At 67.1% G+C, this 15,821-nt stretch carries 16 protein-coding genes; 9 read left to right on the top strand and 7 right to left on the bottom strand.

Features of this window, described 5'->3' with window-relative positions; translation table 11 throughout:
- The first annotated feature begins 127 nt into the window (after window positions 1-127).
- Complete coding sequence (locus tag J2W22_RS19530; protein WP_307119949.1) at window positions 128-979, top strand: 2OG-Fe dioxygenase family protein; 852 nt, start codon at window positions 128-130, stop codon at window positions 977-979.
- A gap of 89 nt (window positions 980-1,068) precedes the next feature.
- On the opposite strand, the gene J2W22_RS19525 is transcribed toward J2W22_RS19530, so the two are convergent.
- From J2W22_RS19525 to J2W22_RS19495, 7 genes are all read right to left on the bottom strand, one after another.
- The gene (locus J2W22_RS19525) at window positions 1,069-2,310 is read right to left on the bottom strand and encodes a dienelactone hydrolase family protein (protein WP_307119948.1); all 1,242 of its coding nucleotides are present in this window, start codon (window positions 2,308-2,310) and stop codon (window positions 1,069-1,071) included.
- 81 nt (window positions 2,311-2,391) lie between these two features.
- The gene (locus J2W22_RS19520; protein ID WP_307119947.1) at window positions 2,392-3,000 is read right to left on the bottom strand and encodes a hemerythrin domain-containing protein; all 609 of its coding nucleotides are present in this window, start codon (window positions 2,998-3,000) and stop codon (window positions 2,392-2,394) included.
- 61 nt (window positions 3,001-3,061) lie between these two features.
- Window positions 3,062-3,847: a pyrroline-5-carboxylate reductase family protein gene (locus J2W22_RS19515; protein WP_307119946.1), complete on the bottom strand. Its 786-nt coding sequence runs from the start codon at window positions 3,845-3,847 to the stop codon at window positions 3,062-3,064.
- 127 nt (window positions 3,848-3,974) lie between these two features.
- Entirely contained in the window at window positions 3,975-4,478 is a 504-nt protein-coding gene (locus J2W22_RS19510; RefSeq protein WP_444875420.1) for a YbjN domain-containing protein, read from the bottom strand.
- A 103-nt stretch (window positions 4,479-4,581) separates the two neighbouring features.
- The gene (locus tag J2W22_RS19505) at window positions 4,582-4,893 is read right to left on the bottom strand and encodes an accessory factor UbiK family protein (RefSeq protein WP_307119944.1); all 312 of its coding nucleotides are present in this window, start codon (window positions 4,891-4,893) and stop codon (window positions 4,582-4,584) included.
- An 18-nt stretch (window positions 4,894-4,911) separates the two neighbouring features.
- A complete protein-coding gene (locus J2W22_RS19500) occupies window positions 4,912-5,469 on the bottom strand; it encodes a TspO/MBR family protein (RefSeq protein WP_307119943.1) in 558 nt (185 codons plus the stop codon).
- 228 nt (window positions 5,470-5,697) lie between these two features.
- Window positions 5,698-6,435, bottom strand: a complete 738-nt coding sequence (locus J2W22_RS19495) for a TlyA family RNA methyltransferase (protein ID WP_307119942.1) — start codon at window positions 6,433-6,435, stop codon at window positions 5,698-5,700.
- Between the two features lie 94 nt (window positions 6,436-6,529).
- Between J2W22_RS19495 and J2W22_RS19490 the strand changes: the two genes are divergently transcribed.
- The 8 genes from J2W22_RS19490 (at window position 6,530) to J2W22_RS19455 (ending at window position 15,692) form a co-directional block, all read left to right on the top strand.
- Complete coding sequence (locus J2W22_RS19490; RefSeq protein ID WP_307119941.1) at window positions 6,530-6,997, top strand: lysozyme; 468 nt, start codon at window positions 6,530-6,532, stop codon at window positions 6,995-6,997.
- Between the two features lie 109 nt (window positions 6,998-7,106).
- The gene (locus tag J2W22_RS19485; RefSeq protein WP_307119940.1) at window positions 7,107-7,784 is read left to right on the top strand and encodes an RBBP9/YdeN family alpha/beta hydrolase; all 678 of its coding nucleotides are present in this window, start codon (window positions 7,107-7,109) and stop codon (window positions 7,782-7,784) included.
- 162 nt (window positions 7,785-7,946) lie between these two features.
- Window positions 7,947-8,927: an alpha/beta hydrolase gene (locus tag J2W22_RS19480; protein WP_307119939.1), complete on the top strand. Its 981-nt coding sequence runs from the start codon at window positions 7,947-7,949 to the stop codon at window positions 8,925-8,927.
- Between the two features lie 69 nt (window positions 8,928-8,996).
- Window positions 8,997-9,383, top strand: a complete 387-nt coding sequence (locus tag J2W22_RS19475; protein WP_307119938.1) for a MerC domain-containing protein — start codon at window positions 8,997-8,999, stop codon at window positions 9,381-9,383.
- 37 nt (window positions 9,384-9,420) lie between these two features.
- A complete protein-coding gene (locus J2W22_RS19470) occupies window positions 9,421-9,879 on the top strand; it encodes a Fur family transcriptional regulator (RefSeq protein ID WP_183997532.1) in 459 nt (152 codons plus the stop codon).
- A gap of 84 nt (window positions 9,880-9,963) precedes the next feature.
- The gene (gene dxs, locus J2W22_RS19465) at window positions 9,964-11,889 is read left to right on the top strand and encodes a 1-deoxy-D-xylulose-5-phosphate synthase (protein WP_307119937.1); all 1,926 of its coding nucleotides are present in this window, start codon (window positions 9,964-9,966) and stop codon (window positions 11,887-11,889) included.
- A gap of 267 nt (window positions 11,890-12,156) precedes the next feature.
- Complete coding sequence (locus J2W22_RS19460) at window positions 12,157-14,514, top strand: penicillin acylase family protein (RefSeq protein WP_307119936.1); 2,358 nt, start codon at window positions 12,157-12,159, stop codon at window positions 14,512-14,514.
- Entirely contained in the window at window positions 14,511-15,692 is a 1,182-nt protein-coding gene (locus tag J2W22_RS19455) for a serine hydrolase domain-containing protein (RefSeq protein WP_307119935.1), read from the top strand. The genes J2W22_RS19460 and J2W22_RS19455 overlap by 4 nt, the downstream gene beginning before the upstream one ends.
- Window positions 15,693-15,821: the final 129 nt, after the last annotated feature.

The raw sequence follows: 15,821 nt of genomic DNA, 5'->3' as shown, positions 1-15,821 counted from the left end.
GCTCGATCATACTTGAATCATGAAAATAAAAGCGATTCTTCCTATTGACATCAATATAGGCAAAACTAATGTCCCGCTCCCCACGCCGAACTCTATTTAGATCGGGTGGCTTCAAAGGAGGACAAAAATGCCTTCGCACGATGTTGCTTCGGTGGATTTCCATCCGCCCGGCGAAAAGAACTCTGATGATGGAGATCCGGACTCTACCGTTTTTGGAGCCGACAATGCTCCATCCAATTTTGAACCTTATAACATTGAATTATCCGAACTAACCCCCTGCCGAGCAGCTTGGAACGCCGCTAAGGATTTCGCGCTTCAGGGATATGCTCACATACTGCCCGACGATTACGATCGCTCGCAGCTGGATGACAGTCACGAACTTAGACGAGCCTTCCGCGACTCTCTCCAGATTGATACAGAACCGGGCAATCGGTGGCGCGCCTACAGCGCCCTTGAGCTTCGCGATCACACCGCCACGCTCTTGCCTGCAATGCCCTATGTCCAGACGCGCCAGTATAATGCGGACGATGGCGACAAGCTTCGGCAATTCGTATCTCTGGACCGCCTTGTCTTGCAAAGCCGTACGCTCAGAGAACTGATCCGCTTCAACCTAAGTGTTGCAAAATTAACAAACCAAATCCTCTTCCTTGCGGATAGCCTATTGATCGGCGTCCACATGGTTTCCTATCGCACAGTTGCCGCGATGATCGCGCATTCCTCCCCCCTCGGACTACACCGCGATCAGGAAGAGTATGTGGCGGTCATCCTTTCCGAACTAAGTCACAACATAAGCGGTGGCGAGAACATCCTTGCCAACGGGCCGCGAGATCTGGTGGAAAAGGTCAATTTAACTGAGGAATTCGAGGCGATCCTGCTCAGCAAGAAGGGTATGCACCAGGTCGTACCCATGAGCTCCTCCAACGGCCGTCCGGCATTCCGGAACGTTATTCTGATCACGCTCTCCCCGTTTCCACAGTAGAATTCGCCTGACCTATGCAGAAAGCCCCAGCGCCTATCGGCGCCGGGGCTTCTTTTTGATGCATGATGGCTGCAACTGGGCCCCGCCCCTCACCGCACCCGTACCACCCCCGTCGCCACCGAAGCCATATCCGCCCGCTCGCGCAGCGACTGCTCGATCGCCAGCCCGGTCCGCGCGACCTTGCCCGAATGGACCGTCCGTCCGTTGACGATCACCTTCACCGGCCGGTCGAGGTTGAGCAGCCGGTCGGACAGTCGCAGCTCGGCGCCCGCCGGGACGGTGCCCGTCAGGGTGATCACCTGCCCCTCCACCGAAGCGACGATCTGGTCGCCCGCCTTGGCCGCCGCCGCGTCGGGGATGTGCAGCCAGTAGAAGCGGTCGTGCGTCACGTCGTCCTGCAGCCAGACGATGCGCTTCGGCCAGGGGTTGCGGGTGAAGCCGGCCATCCAGGGCAGCGCCTCGGCGTCCTTGCGGTTCATCCAGTGCGGCAGGCCCGGATAGATCCGCGACATATGGACATAGCCGTCCGGATCGGCGGCATGCAGCCGGTCGAGCTCGGCGGTCTTGTCCGCGGCGATCCGGTTGCGGTCATAGGCCGCGTCGGCGCCGCCCATGAAGATCGCGAAGGGCAGGTTGCGCAGGCCGAGCACCGAGGATTCGTTCGGATGCCCCGCCATCATCGCCGCCGCGGCGAAGCGATCGGCCATGCGCGGCGCCAGCTGCCACACGCCGTCGCCGCCCGCCGAATAGCCCATCAGATAGACGCGGTCCGGATCGACGCCGTTGACCGCCACCTGCGCATCGATCAGCGCCTGGAACAGCGGGTCGATATGCCCCTCATGCCAGAGGTTCCACGTATCGGTCGGCGCGCGCGGGGCGAGATAGATGCCCTCGGCCGGCTCGTAGAGACGGATCTGGTTGCGCCATTGCTGGTCGTTCACCGCCGGCTCGGCATTGCCGCCGCCATGCATCGAGATCCACAGGCTGCGCTTGCCCGGCGCCGCGTTGCCGAAGACCTTGCTTTCCCATTTCAGCGTCTTGTCGCCGATGGTGATCTGCTTTGCGGCAACCGCATCGGCATAGCGTGCGGCAGTCGCGCGCAGATGCTCGGCGCCGAGCAGCGCCAGCGCACGGTCCGCCTCGGCGCGGCTGAGCGGGCGGGCCAGCGCGGGATCGTCGATCCGCCGCGCCGCATCGGGCCGGGCCAGCCACGCCTCGATGGCGGCGACCGGCGTCTGGGCGGCGACGGGCCCGGCCTGGACCGGCGAAACCGAGAGGAGAAGAGCCGGAACGAGCGGGCTGGCGGCGAGCAGGAAACGGAGCGTGCGCATGCCGTTCCTCTAGCGAAACGGCACCGCCTGTCGACAAGCAACTGTTAGCGCTATCCTTTTCCCGCCGCGCCTTCGATTGCCTCAGGCCACCTTGAACCCTTCCTTGTTCATCGACAGCGTCAGCGCCTTGTTCTTCTCGTCGCTCAGCTGGGCGCGCAGCATCGGGAAGAGGCGGAGCTCCTCTTCCTCCATATGCTCCTCGATCGCGGCGCGGAATTCGCGGACCTTGGCGATCCAGTCGGGCGAGGCCGTGGGCGTGTTCTCCAGCTCGTAGAGAAACTGCTTCACATAGCCATGTTCCTTGGTGAGTTCGTCGGCGGCGTCGCGCTGGCCGGCCTCGCGCAACGCCGGGTAGATGACGTTCTCCTCCTCCACCGCATGCTTCATCAGCGCGTGCTTGAGATGCGCGAGCAGCAGGTTGCGCTTGGTGGTGGAGCGCTCGTCGGTCGCCTCGATCTGGTCGAACACCTTGCGGGTCGCCTCATGCTCGGTGGCGAGCGCCTCGTCCCAATTGCCGGCGAGCGCGGTCGGCGCCTGGACCACCGCCTTGCGCCCGAGCAGCGCGAGCACGCCCAGCGCCATGCCGCCCGCGGCGGCGCCGGCGATCACGCCGAGATTGCTGGTCGCGCTGGTGCGCTTCGATCCGGTGAAGCGGCCGCTCTTGTCACGGGTCGCGGTGGTGGTCGTCATGCTACGCCTCCGAGGTTTCGCTATCGGAGGCAACAACGGAGCAGGCGCGCGGGCGTTCCGGTCAGCGGCGGGCGGCGGCGGCCATTTCGGCGCTCCGGCGCGCCGATGCGTCGAGCGTGGCGCGAAGCAGCGCCTTGATCGCGTCGTCGGCGTCGAGCACGTCGAGCCCCTTGCGGGTCGATCCGCCCGGGCTGGCGACCCGGTCGGCGAGCACGGACGGCGGCGCATCGGCCTGGGCAGCGAGCAGCCCCGCCCCTTCGACGGTGGCGACGGCAAGGCGCAGCGCCTGCTCCTCGCCGAAACCGATCGACACGCCGGCGGAGGCAAGCGCGTCGATGAAGCGATAGACGAAGGCCGGTCCACAGCCGGCGAGCACGCCGAGCCGGTCCAGCGCCGCCTCGTCGCCCCATTCGACCAGCCCGAGCGGCTGCATCAGCGCGTCGACGGCGTCACTCCGGTCGCCCGCCAGCCCGACCACGCCCTTGCCGATCGCCACCGGCAGGTTCGGCATCGCGCGGACGATCGCACCGGCCCGGAACCGGTCGGCGAGCGAGGCCAGCTCGACGCCGGCGAGAATGGAGATCAGCAGGGGCACGCCGGCGATGCGGGCGCCGTGCGTCGCGGCGATCTCGTCGATCTGCTGCGGCTTCATGCCCAGCATCACAGCGTCGGGCAGCGGTCCTTCGGGGAATTCACGGCCCTGGCGCACGCCCTCGGGCAGGTCGCGGTCCTGGCGGTTGACGACGAAGACCTGCGCGGGATCCACCGTCCCCGCTTCGATCCAGCGGCGCAGCATCGCGCCGGCCATGTTGCCGCAACCGACCAGCCAGAGACTAGAGATTGTCATTTCCTATGAGTGCCAGACGAAGCCGTTCCCCGGCGAAAGCCGGGGCCCAGGGTTTCTCTGCCGTGTCGCTTGTGACCCTGGGCCCCGGCGTTCGCCGGGGAGCAGGAGAATTTCGCCAGTCCGGCGCTCACGCCTCGCCCTGGGTTTCGATGAGCGCGGAGGCCAGCGCGTCGGCCGGCGTCTTGCCGCCCCAAAGCACGAACTGGAACACGGGGTAGAAGCGCTCGCACTCGTCAATCGCGCTCTCGACCAGCAGCTCGGCCTGGTTGAGGCTGAGCGTCGGCTCGTCGCCGTCGATCATCGCGGCGTGACGGAACAGCAGGATGCCGCTCTGCGACCAGAGCTCGAAATGGCCGATCCACAGCTGCTCGTTGACCAGGCCGATCGTCTCGTAGACCGCCGCGCGGCGCTCGTCGGGCACGCGGATGTCCGGGAAGGCGAGGAACTGCAGCACGCCGTCGTCCTCGCGCCAGATCGCGCGAAGCTCATACTCCGTCCAGCTTCCCTTGACCTTCGCCACGATCTCGTCGTCCTCGCGGCTGTGGGTCCAGCCATGCGCGGCGAAATAGCTTTCGAGCATGTCGATAGGGGCTGCGTCGTCGCGGTCGAATTCCGCTTCGTCGAGCATCAGTTTCTCCACTGGGGCCGGATTGCTTGGCCAGAATCTGCCAACCGCACCGGGCCCGCACAAGCGCAGGGTTCGCAACCCTGCGCAAAAGCTGTGGACAAGGTGTTTATGCTTGTCCCGTAGGCTTCTTAGGCGATTTGGCCGCCTTGGGAGCAGCCGCGGCGGGCTTTCCGCCGCCCAGCTGTGCCTCCATCGCGGCGAGGCGCGCGGCAAGCGCGTCATTCTCGTCGCGCGCGGCCACGGCCATCGCCTTCACCGCCTCGAATTCCTCGCGGCTGACGAAGTCCATGCCCCCGATCCACTCGCGGGCGCGCTCGCGCGCGGCGCCTTCGGTCTCGCGGGCGACGCCGGCCAGCGTGCCGGCCGCGCCGTTCACGAACTTCACGAAATCGTCGAACAGGCGGTTGTCGGTCTGCATGTCTCGTTCCTTACGCGATCACTTGATCTGTATTTCGTCAGCCGGGCGCGCGGATACAAGGCTTCCGGCGTTCGGGTTGAGCTCGTGGATCTGATAGAGGAGGACGCCGGCAAAGGCGATCCAGGCCAGATACGGTACCAGCAACAGCGCCGCCAGGGTGCGGATGCGGGCGAAGAGGAGGAAGGTGATCAGCGCCAGCACGAACAGCGCGCCGATGATCGCCAGCGCGGCCACTACCTGGTGCATGCCGAAGAACACCGGCGACCAGGCGAGGTTCACTGCCATCTGCACCGCGAACACCACGAGCGCCGGGCCGCGCAGCGTCGATCCGCGCGCGTTGATGATCATCGCCAGCGCCAGCCCCATCAGGATGTAGAGCGTCGTCCAGGCGGCGGGGAACGCCCATTCGGGCGGCATGATCGCGGGCTTGGCCAGCCGCACGAACCAGGGATTTTCGCTGCCCGAAGGCGCGAGCCGCGCGGAGGTGAAGCCGAGCAGCAGGATGAACGGCACCGTGACCACGGCCCATCGCAGATAGGCGAGCCTCAGCTGCCCCTTCGATGCGATTTCCCTCAATGCGGCCTCCGGTTATTTCCTGCGGGCGCAAGGGCTATGTTGCAGCGCGCCGAAACGCAAGCGTTGCCGTTATGTTTCCCACTGCTTTGGCACCAGCAATCCTCCCTCTGATCGTCATCCCCGCGAAAGCGGGGACCCATCTCCTGGACGCGCAGCGGAATGCACCGGACGTATTTCGGGATGGCGCACGAGATGGGTCCCCGCTTTCGCGGGGATGACGGAAGGAAATCAGGCTTCCCGCGTCGCGCCGATCAGGAATTCGACATTGCCCTCGGGTCCGGTGATCGGGCTGGTGGTGATGCCGTGGACCGTCCAGCCCTGCGCCGCGACCCAGTCGGACACTTCGCGGCAGACGCGTTCGTGCACCGCAGCATCGCGGACCACCCCGCCCTTGCCCACTTCCCCGCGCCCCGCTTCGAACTGCGGCTTGATCAGCGCCGCCAGCCGCGCGCCGGGCCTGGCGAAGCGGAACGGCACCTCCAGCACCTTGGCGAGGGAGATGAAGCTCGCGTCGCAGACGATGATGTCGACCTGTTCCGGGATATGCGCCTCGGTCAGGATGCGCGCGCTGGTCTGCTCATAGACGATCACCCGCGGGTCCTGGCGCAGCTTCCAGGCGAGCTGGTTGGTGCCGCTGTCCACCGCATAGACGCGCGCGGCGCCCTTGCTCAGCAGCACGTCGGTGAAGCCGCCGGTCGAGGAACCGACGTCGATCGCCACCGCGCCGGTCACGTCCCAACCGAAATGGTCGAGCGCATGGGCGAGCTTGATCCCGCCGCGCGACACCCAGGGATGGTCGCGCCCCTTCACTTCGAGCTGGGTCTCTTCGGGGAATTGCTGGCCGGGCTTGTCGACCTTGCGGTCGCCGGCGAAGACCAGCCCCGCCATGATCAGCGCCTGGGCGCGGGTGCGGCTCTCGGCAAGGCCGCGATCCACGAGCATCTGGTCGGCACGCTGCTTGGGCATGGGGGCTCCTTAGGTGCAACCGCTTCGGATGCAAAGCCGCGCGCCTTTGCCGGGCGCCTGGGGCAGGATGGCCGGGAAAAGGGGAGAGCCGAAGATGACGCCCAGCCAGAATTGCGTGTCGCTCGTCGAGGAGTTCGAAGGTTGTGCCGAGAAGCAGGCGGACGGCAGCTTCAAGGCCTATCCCGATCCCGGCACCGGCGGCGAGCCCTGGACGATCGGCTGGGGGTCGACCGGATCGGACATCACCGAGACCACGGTGTGGACCCAGGCCCAGTGCGACGCCCGGCTGCAATCGAGCCTCACCAGCTTCTCCGCCCAGGTCTCCTCGCTGGTGGAAGGCGGCGCGCCGACCAGCCAGAACCAGTTCGATGCGCTGGTCGACTTCGCCTATAATCTCGGTGTCGGGAATCTCTCGAGCAGCACGCTGCTCAAGCTCCACAAGCAGGGCGACTATGCCGGCGCCGCGGCGCAATTTCCGCTCTGGGATCATGCCGACGGCAAGGTGATGCCGGGTCTGCAGAAGCGCCGCGCCGCCGAGCAGACGCTCTACGAAACCCCCTGATCAACGGCTCGGCGCAACCGGCCTTCGACCCGGCGCAGCGCCTATTGCCTATCTAATTAGTGGGAATAAATTGCGCACTCCGGCCTGCTCTCCCTTGGAGTGCGCAACGATGACCATCTTCGCTCCGATTGACGACCATTCCCCGCTCGTCCTCACCGTCCCCGGGCTCGGTGGCTCGGGGCCCTCGCACTGGCAGACGCTCTGGGAGCAATCCCGCCCCGACACCAGCCGGGTCGAGCTCGGCATGTGGGACACGCCCCATCGCAACGCCTGGGTGACGCGCCTCGACCAGGCGATCCGCAGCGCCCAGGCGCCGGTGGTGCTGGCCGCGCACAGCCTCGGCTGCCTCGCCGTCGCCTGGTGGGCCGAGCTCTCGCCCCAGCCGTTCGGCTGGCCGGTGGCGGGCGCGCTGCTCGTCGCGCCGGCCGATGTCGACCGTGCCGAGGTGAAGCCCGAGTTGGCAGGCTTCGCGCCGGTCCCCGCCAAGCCACTGCCCTTCCCCTCGATCACCGTGGCGAGCCAGGACGATCCCTGGATCAGCATCGACCGCGCCCGCGATCTCGCCAAGCGCTGGGGCAGCTTCTTCGTCGATGCCGGCCCGCAGGGGCATCTCAACGCAGCCAGCGGCATCGGCTGGTGGCACGAGGGCCAGGCGCTGCTCGACCGGGTGCTCGACGCGGCATCGGACCGCACCGGCCGCGTCCGCACCGCCGCCGACGCGCGCTCGATCCTCGCGATCAACGCCACGGAAGCCGCGCAGGCCCATTATCTGGGCCAGCACGCATGAGATTCGGCGCGCCGGCGCTGCCGACCGGCGCACGACACTGGTAACTGCCCGCAAATCCTCTACATAGGAAATGCGGGCGTGGCCGGGTGGCGTACCCTAGAGCGTCACCCGGCCTACCCGCGCCCCTTTCCCTTACGTCCTGCTTGCGGCTAGACCGGCATCATGGATCGCCGAGACCTGCTCGCCGTCGGCCTGACCGGCCCGCTCCTCCCGCTCGCCGCCAGGGCAGCGACCGGCGCGCCGTCCGGCCCGGTCACGCCCGATGCCAGCTTCCCGATCTGGCCAAACGAGGCACCCGGCCTGCTCGACAAGGGCCTTCAGGACCATGTCCTGGTCCGCAATCCCGATCCGAATTTCCCCGACCGCGCGATGGATCGCATCCGCACGCCGCGGCTGGACGTGTTCCGCGCCGCCAACCCGAACGGTGCCGCGATGCTCGTCATCCCCGGCGGCGGCTATTCGCGGGTGGTGGTCGACAAGGAAGGCTATGAGCTCGGCACCTGGCTCGCCGCGCGCGGGATCACCGCCTTCGTGCTGTTCTACCGCCTGCCCGGCGACCCGTGGCGCAACAGCTGGAACGTCCCCTTTGCCGATGCCCAGCGCGCGATGCGGCTGATCCGCCACCGGGCCGCGCAGTGGCAGGTCGATCCCGAGCGGATCGGCGCGATGGGATTCTCCGCCGGCGGGCATCTCTGCGCCGATCTCGCGACCCGCATCGACGCCGCGGTCGGCCCGATGGAGGACGCGATCGACGCGGTCAGCGCACGCCCGCTGCTGGCCGCGCCGATCTATCCGGTGATGACGATGGCGCCGCCCTTCGCCCATGCCGGCTCGCGGACCCAGCTGATCGGCAAGACGCCGAGCGCGACCGAGGTCGCGCTCTACTCGCCCGACAAGCAAGTCGATCCGAAGCGCACGCCGCCCTGCTTCCTCGTCCATGCCGAGGACGACGACGTCGTCCCGGTGGAGAACAGCCTGCTCTTCCGCGCCGCGCTCAAGGCGGCAAAGGTGCCGGTGGAAACGCATATCTTCGAGCAGGGCGGCCACGGCTTCGGCTGGGGCGCCCGCACCCAGGGCAAGCCGGCACACGCCTGGCCCGAGCTGTTCCTCACCTGGGCGAAGGGGCATGGGTTGCTCGGTTGACCGCATCGGATCGATTCTGGTTCCGATGTTATGTTGTATCTTTAACCCGCTTGCCCTATATCCCTGTTCATGTCGGTGAGTCTCCCGCTGGCCCATGTATGGGGAAAGCTTGATGCGCGTCTCGATCGTATCGCGATCGGGATCAGTGGTCTGTGCCTGGTCCACTGCGTCACGACCACCATTCTGCTCACCGTCATCTCCTCGGCCGGCGGCCTGCTCAACCCGGCGATCCACGAGGTCGGCCTGACCCTCGCGATCGGCTTCGGCGCCTTTGCGCTGGTCAAGGGCGTGATGTCGCATGGCTATATGGCCCCGGCGATCGTCGGCGCCTTCGGCCTGGGGATCATGGGCGGCGCGCTCTCGCTCCCGCACGGTGATTTCGAGATCTTCTGGACACTCGTGGGCGTCAGCCTCGTCGCGCTGGGCCACGACCTGAACCGCCGCGCCACCTACTGAGCTTGCCGCAAGGGCCCCGCGGGCCTACATTAAAACCATGCACGCGCACGATCATCACGAGCATCACGGCAACGAGCTGACCAAGGTCGCCCAGACCACGCTTGAGAAGTCCGGCGAGCAATGGACCGCCATGCGTGAGCGCGTGTTCGAGGCGCTGGCGGGCTTCGACAAGCCCGCTTCCGCCTATGACATCGCCGAGGCCGTCTCCAAGGCCGAGGGCCGCCGGGTCGCCGCCAACAGCGTCTACCGCATCCTCGACCTGTTCGTCGGCTCGAACCTCGCCCGCCGGGTCGAGAGCGCCAATGCCTATATGGCGAACACGCATCCGGACTGCCTGCACGACTGCATTTTCCTGGTCTGCGACAGCTGCGGCCAGACCACGCATATCGACGACGACTCGATCACCAAGACGGTGCGCGCCGCCGCCAAGGGCACGGGCTTCTCGCCCGAGCGCCCGGTGATCGAAGTGCGCGGCAAATGCGCGGATTGCGACTGAGCGCTCCCCGCACGCGGCACCTGCACCAAAAATCCACGCGCGCAATATTCGACTTCGTGAAAACGGAGGAGTAAGGGCAGTTGGATGGCCGATCTACCCAGCACGCCGCTGCTCGATACTGTCGACACGCCCGATGACCTGCGCAAGCTCCAGCCGCACCAGCTCCGCCAGCTGGCCGACGAGCTGCGCGCCGAGACGATCAGCGCGGTAGGCACCACCGGCGGCCATCTCGGCTCCGGCTTGGGCGTGGTCGAGCTGACCGTAGCCATCCACTACGTGTTCAACACTCCTGACGACCGGCTGATCTGGGACGTCGGGCATCAATGCTACCCGCACAAGATCCTCACCGGCCGCCGCGATCGCATCCGCACGCTGCGCCAGGGCGGCGGGCTTTCCGGCTTCACCAAGCGCAGCGAGAGCGAGTATGATCCGTTCGGCGCCGCGCACTCCTCGACCTCGATCAGCGCCGCGCTCGGCTTCGCGGTCGCCAACAAGCTGGCGGGCACTCCCGGCAAGGGCATCGCGGTGATCGGAGACGGCGCGATGAGCGCCGGCATGGCCTATGAGGCGATGAACAATGCCGAGGCGGCGGGCAACCGCCTGGTGGTGATCCTCAACGACAACGACATGTCGATCGCCCCGCCGGTGGGCGGTCTCTCCGCCTATCTCGCGCGGATGGTGTCCTCGTCCGAATATATGGGCCTGCGCAGCCTCGCGAAGCGCGCGATCCAGAAATTCTCGCGCCGCCTCACCACCGCGGCGGGCAAGACCGAGGAGTTCGCTCGCGGCCTCGTCACCGGTGGCACGCTGTTCGAGGAACTGGGCTTCTATTATGTCGGCCCGATCGACGGGCATAATCTCGACCACCTGATCCCGGTGCTGGAGAATGTCCGCGACAGCGCGGAAGGGCCGATCCTCGTCCATGTCGTCACCAAGAAGGGCAAGGGCTATGCCCCGGCCGAGGCGGCAGCGGACAAATATCACGGCGTCCAGAAGTTCGACGTGATCACCGGCGCCCAGGCCAAGGCGCCCCCAGGCCCGCCGGCCTATCAGAACGTCTTCGGCGACGCGCTGATCGAGGAAGCGAAGCGCGATCCGAAGATTGTCGCGATCACCGCCGCCATGCCCTCGGGCACCGGTGTCGACCGCTTCGCTCGGGCCTTCCCCGAGCGCAGCTTCGATGTCGGCATCGCCGAGCAGCACGCAGTGACCTTCGCCGCCGGTCTCGCCGCGCAGGGCATGCGCCCCTTCTGCGCGATCTACTCGACCTTCCTGCAGCGCGCCTACGACCAGGTCGTCCATGACGTGGCGATCCAGAACCTGCCGGTCCGCTTCGCGATCGACCGTGCCGGGCTGGTCGGCGCCGATGGCGCGACGCATGCTGGCAGCTTCGACGTCACCTATCTGGCGACGCTCCCCAATTTCGTCGTGATGGCCGCAGCCGACGAGGCCGAGCTGGTCCATATGACCCACACCGCTGCGCTACACGACAGCGGCCCGATCGCGGTGCGCTACCCACGCGGCAATGGCACCGGCGTCACGCTGCCTGAAGTTCCGCAGCAACTCGAGATCGGCAAGGGCCGCGTGGTCCGCGAGGGCAAGACCGTCGCGATCCTCTCGCTCGGTACCCGGCTGGCCGAGGCGCTCAAGGCCGCCGATGCGCTGGAGGCCAAGGGCCTGTCGACCACCGTCGCCGACCTGCGCTTCGCCAAGCCGCTCGACGAGGAGCTGATCCGCCGCCTGCTCACCACCCATGAAGTGGCGGTGACGATCGAGGAAGGCGCGATCGGCGGCCTCGGCGCGCACGTCCTGACCATGGCGAGCGACCAGGGCCTGATCGACGCCGGCCTCAAGCTGCGCACGATGCGCCTGCCGGACATCTTCCAGGACCAGGACAAGCCCGAGCTGCAATATGCCGAGGCAGGCCTCCAGGCCGAGAACATCGTCGACACCGTACTCAAGGCGCTGCGCTGGAACGAGACTGCCGTGAACGACGGCGCGCGGGCCTGACCTTCTCCTTCAAATTCCCCTCCCTGCAAGGGAGGGGTCAGGGGTGGGTTAGAAAAGGTCGGGCTCGATGCCCGGCCTTTTCTTTATGCGCCAGCCGGCCAGCTGAGCTCGCTACGCTCGCCACCCACCCCCAGCCCCTCCCTTGCAGGGAGGGGAGTCAGAAGATCCCAATAACCTCTGGTTATTACCGTCGAACTTCTGTTCCGATGGACAGCGGCGCATGGCCGGACCAACCTCCCCGCCAAACCGTGCCCAGGGGATTTGCTGATGTTCGACCGCCGCGCCTTCCTGCTGAGCTCGACGGCCGCCCTGCTCACCGGCGCTGCCGCTGCCGCCAGGCCCCGGCTGGTCACCACCCAGCAGCAGACCGTCCGCGGCGCGAGCGCGCCGATCGAGATCGTCGACGACGAATGGGGCACGCCGCACATCCGCGCCGCCTCGATCCCCGATGCCTTCTTCGGCCAGGGCTATGTCGTCGCACGTGACCGGCTGTTCCAGATCGACCTGTCGCACCGCCGCGAGCTCGGCCGCCTCGCCGAGGCATTCGGCGCCCGTTTCGCCAGGCATGACGCCAACGCCCGGCTGTTCCATTATCGCGGCGACATCGACGCCGAGCTGCGCCGCGTGCCGGCCGACGTTCTCGCCTGCGCCAAGGCCTATATCGCCGGCATCAACGCGCGCATCGACGAGCTGATCGCCGATCCCTCGCTGCTCCCCCTCGAATATCGCATCCTCCAGATCGTCCCGATCCGCTGGGACCTGCGCGACCTGGTCCGCGCCCGCGAGGCGGCGAGCGGCAATGTCGACGACGAGGTCCGCCGCGCCCAGCTTGCCGCGATCGGCATGCTCGATCTCGACGCGGTGATCGCCCCGCTCCGCCCGGCCTGGAAGATGCAGGTGCCCGAGGGGCTCGACGCCGCCGCGGTGAGTCCGTCAGATCTGGGCGTGCTCAATATCGAGGGCCTGCCCTGGGCCGAGCTGACCGGCCAGGATCCCGCCGCCGCTTCGGTCGAGCGTGCCAATGCCGGCAGCAATGCCTGGACGGTCTCGCCGTCGCGCACTGCCACCGGCCGGCCGATCCTCGCCAATGATCCGCATCTCGGCATCGGCGGGTTCAGCCCGCGCCACATCGCGCATTTGACCGCGCCGGGGCTCGACCTGATCGGCGGCGGCGCGCCCGGCCTGCCCGGGATCATGCAGGGCCATACCGACCGCTTCGCCTTTGGCCGCACCAACTTCCATATCGACCAGGGCGATCTGTTCATCCTCGAGCTCGATCCCGCCGACCCCGAACGCTACCGCCACGACGGCGGCTGGAAGCGGTTCGACAAGATCGAGGAAGCGATCGCGGTGAAGGGCGGCGCGCCCGCCAAGGTGACCTTGCGCTATTCGGTGCAGGGCCCGGTAATCTCCTGGAACCCGGAGAAGCGCCGCGCTACCGCCCTCGCCACCATCGCGATGCAGCCGGGCGGCGACGGCGCCTTCGCGATGATCGCGATCAACCTCGCCAAGGACTGGAAGGGCCTGCGCAAGGCCTTTGAGCTCCACCCCTCGCCGACCAACTTCCACTATGCCGATGTCGACGGCAACACCGGCTGGCAGGTGATCGGCTTCGCACCGGTGCGCAAGAAGGGCGACGGCCTGCTCCCGGTGCCCGGCGACGGCCGCTACGACTGGACCGGCATGCGCAAGTATGAGTCGCTGCCGAGCGAGTATAATCCGGCGAAAGGCTGGTTCGCCTCGGCCAACCAGAACAACCTGCCCGCCGACTGGCCGCGCGACCGCATCCCCGCCTTCTCCTTCCGCGATCCCTATCGCTACGAGCGGATCGCCGATGTGCTGAAGACGCAGGATAAGCACACGCTCGCTGACAGCGTCGCGCTCCAGCACGACACCCTGTCGACCCCCGCGCGCCAGTTCCTCGCGCTGCTGCCCGCAGCCCCTTCTGCTGCCGCCAAGCCGGCGGTCGACATGCTGCGCGCCTGGGATGCCCGGATCGACCGGGACAGCGGTGCCGCCGCCCTATTCGAGATGACTTGGCGCGATCTCGGCAAGCGGATGCTCGCCGCGATCGTGCCGACGCGGGCCAAGGGCCTGATCCCCTCGATCGCGCCGTCGCTGCTGCTCGAGCTGCTCGCCCGGCCCGATGCGCGGCTCGGTACCGATCCGGCCGCCGCGCGCGACGCGATGCTCGATTCGGCGCTTGCCTCCGCCTGGGCCTCGGCCCGTGAGAAGCTCGGCCCCGATCCCGCCGCATGGCGCTATGGCACGCTCCACCAGGTTCGGCTGCGCCATCCGCTCTCGGCGATCCCCGCCATCGCCCGGGCCTTCCCGGCGATCGAGGGCGAAGGCTCGGGCGGCGACGGCTATACGGTGATGGCGCGCTGGCTGGGTTCGTCGAGCTGGCAGGTCGGTGGCGGCGCCTCCTATCTCCAGGTGATCGATGTCGGCGCCTGGGACAATTCGCTGATGCTGATGCTGCCCGGCCAGTCGATCGATCCGCGCTCGCCCCATTATCGCGACCAATATGCCAATTGGGCCAACGGCCGGATGCAGCCCATGCCGTTCAGTCGCACCGCGGTCGATGCCCGAGCCGCCAGCCGCACCACGCTGAGGCCGGCATGAGGCGCGCCGCGCTGCTCCTGCTGGCACTGGCCGCCACGCCGGCGGCGGCGCAGGACCGCGGGTTCGACAAGGCGGTCGCCGATTTCCGCGCGCTGCACCGGGCCGAAGTGGCGAAGGCCGGGATCGCCGGCAGCAGCTTCTATGTGGTCCGCGACGGCCGCACGGTCGTCGCGGACCATCTCGGCGAGCAGGATGCCGATGCGCATGTGCCGGTGGATGCGCAGACCATCTATCACTGGGCGTCGATCACCAAGTCGATGACCGGCATCGCCATCATGCAGCTGCGCGACCGCGGGCTGCTCAAGCTCGACGACCCGATCATCCGCTATGTGCCCGAGCTGGCCGGGGTGCACGATCCGTTCGGCGATCCGAGCGCGATCACCATCCGCCAGCTGATGAGCCACAGCGCGGGCTTCCGGAACGGCACCTGGCCGTGGCGCGACAAGGAGTGGCAGCCCTTTGAGCCGCCGGGCTGGGAGCAGCTCAAGGCGATGATTCCGTACACCGAAGTGAAGTTCAAACCCGGCAGCCGGTTCAGCTATTCGAACCCGGGCATCGTCTATCTCGGCCAGGTGATCGAGCGGCTGTCGCGCGAGGATTTCGAAGTCTATGTCGACAAGAACATCCTGCGCCCGCTCGGCATGACCGCGAGCTATTTCGACCGCACCCCGCCCTATCTCCTGCCGCACCGCTCGCACAGCTACTACATCCGCGACGGCAAGCGGGTGGCGGCGCCGTTCGATGCCGATACCGGAGTGACCGTATCGAACGGCGGCCTCAACGCGCCGCTGCCGGACATGGCGAAATACGTCGCCTTCCTGCTCGGCGACCCGAAGAACGATCTGGTCCTCAAGCGCAGCTCGCTCGAAGAGATGTGGCAACCCCAGATCAGCGCGGGCGAGGACTTCACTCAGGGCCGGATGGCCAGCACCACCTGGAGCGGCCTGTCCTTCTTCCTAGACAAGACCGAGGGCATCCGCATTATCGGCCACAACGGCGACCAGAACGGCTTCCGCTCCTATCTGAGCCTGTGCCCAGACCAGCACATCGGCAGCCTGCTAACCTTCAACACCGAGACGCGCGGCGTGGAGAATGCGCCGGCCAACCGCGACATGCCGGAATCGCGGATCGCGCTGGCGACGGACGGGCTGTGCAAGGCGGTGGCTGCGAAGAAATAATCTCCTTCGCGTCATCCCCGCGAAAGCGGGGACCCATCTCCCGGACATTCAGCAGAGCATTCCGGCGGTATTTCGGGATAGCGCACGAGATGGGTCCCCGCTTTCGCGGGGATGACGGCTGACGGTCGT

Source organism: Sphingomonas kyeonggiensis, assembly GCF_030812785.1.
Classification (GTDB): Bacteria; Pseudomonadota; Alphaproteobacteria; order Sphingomonadales; family Sphingomonadaceae; genus Sphingomonas; species Sphingomonas kyeonggiensis_B.
The sequence above is the reverse complement of the archived record's forward strand: the minus strand, read 5'-3'. Positions and strand labels throughout refer to the sequence as shown.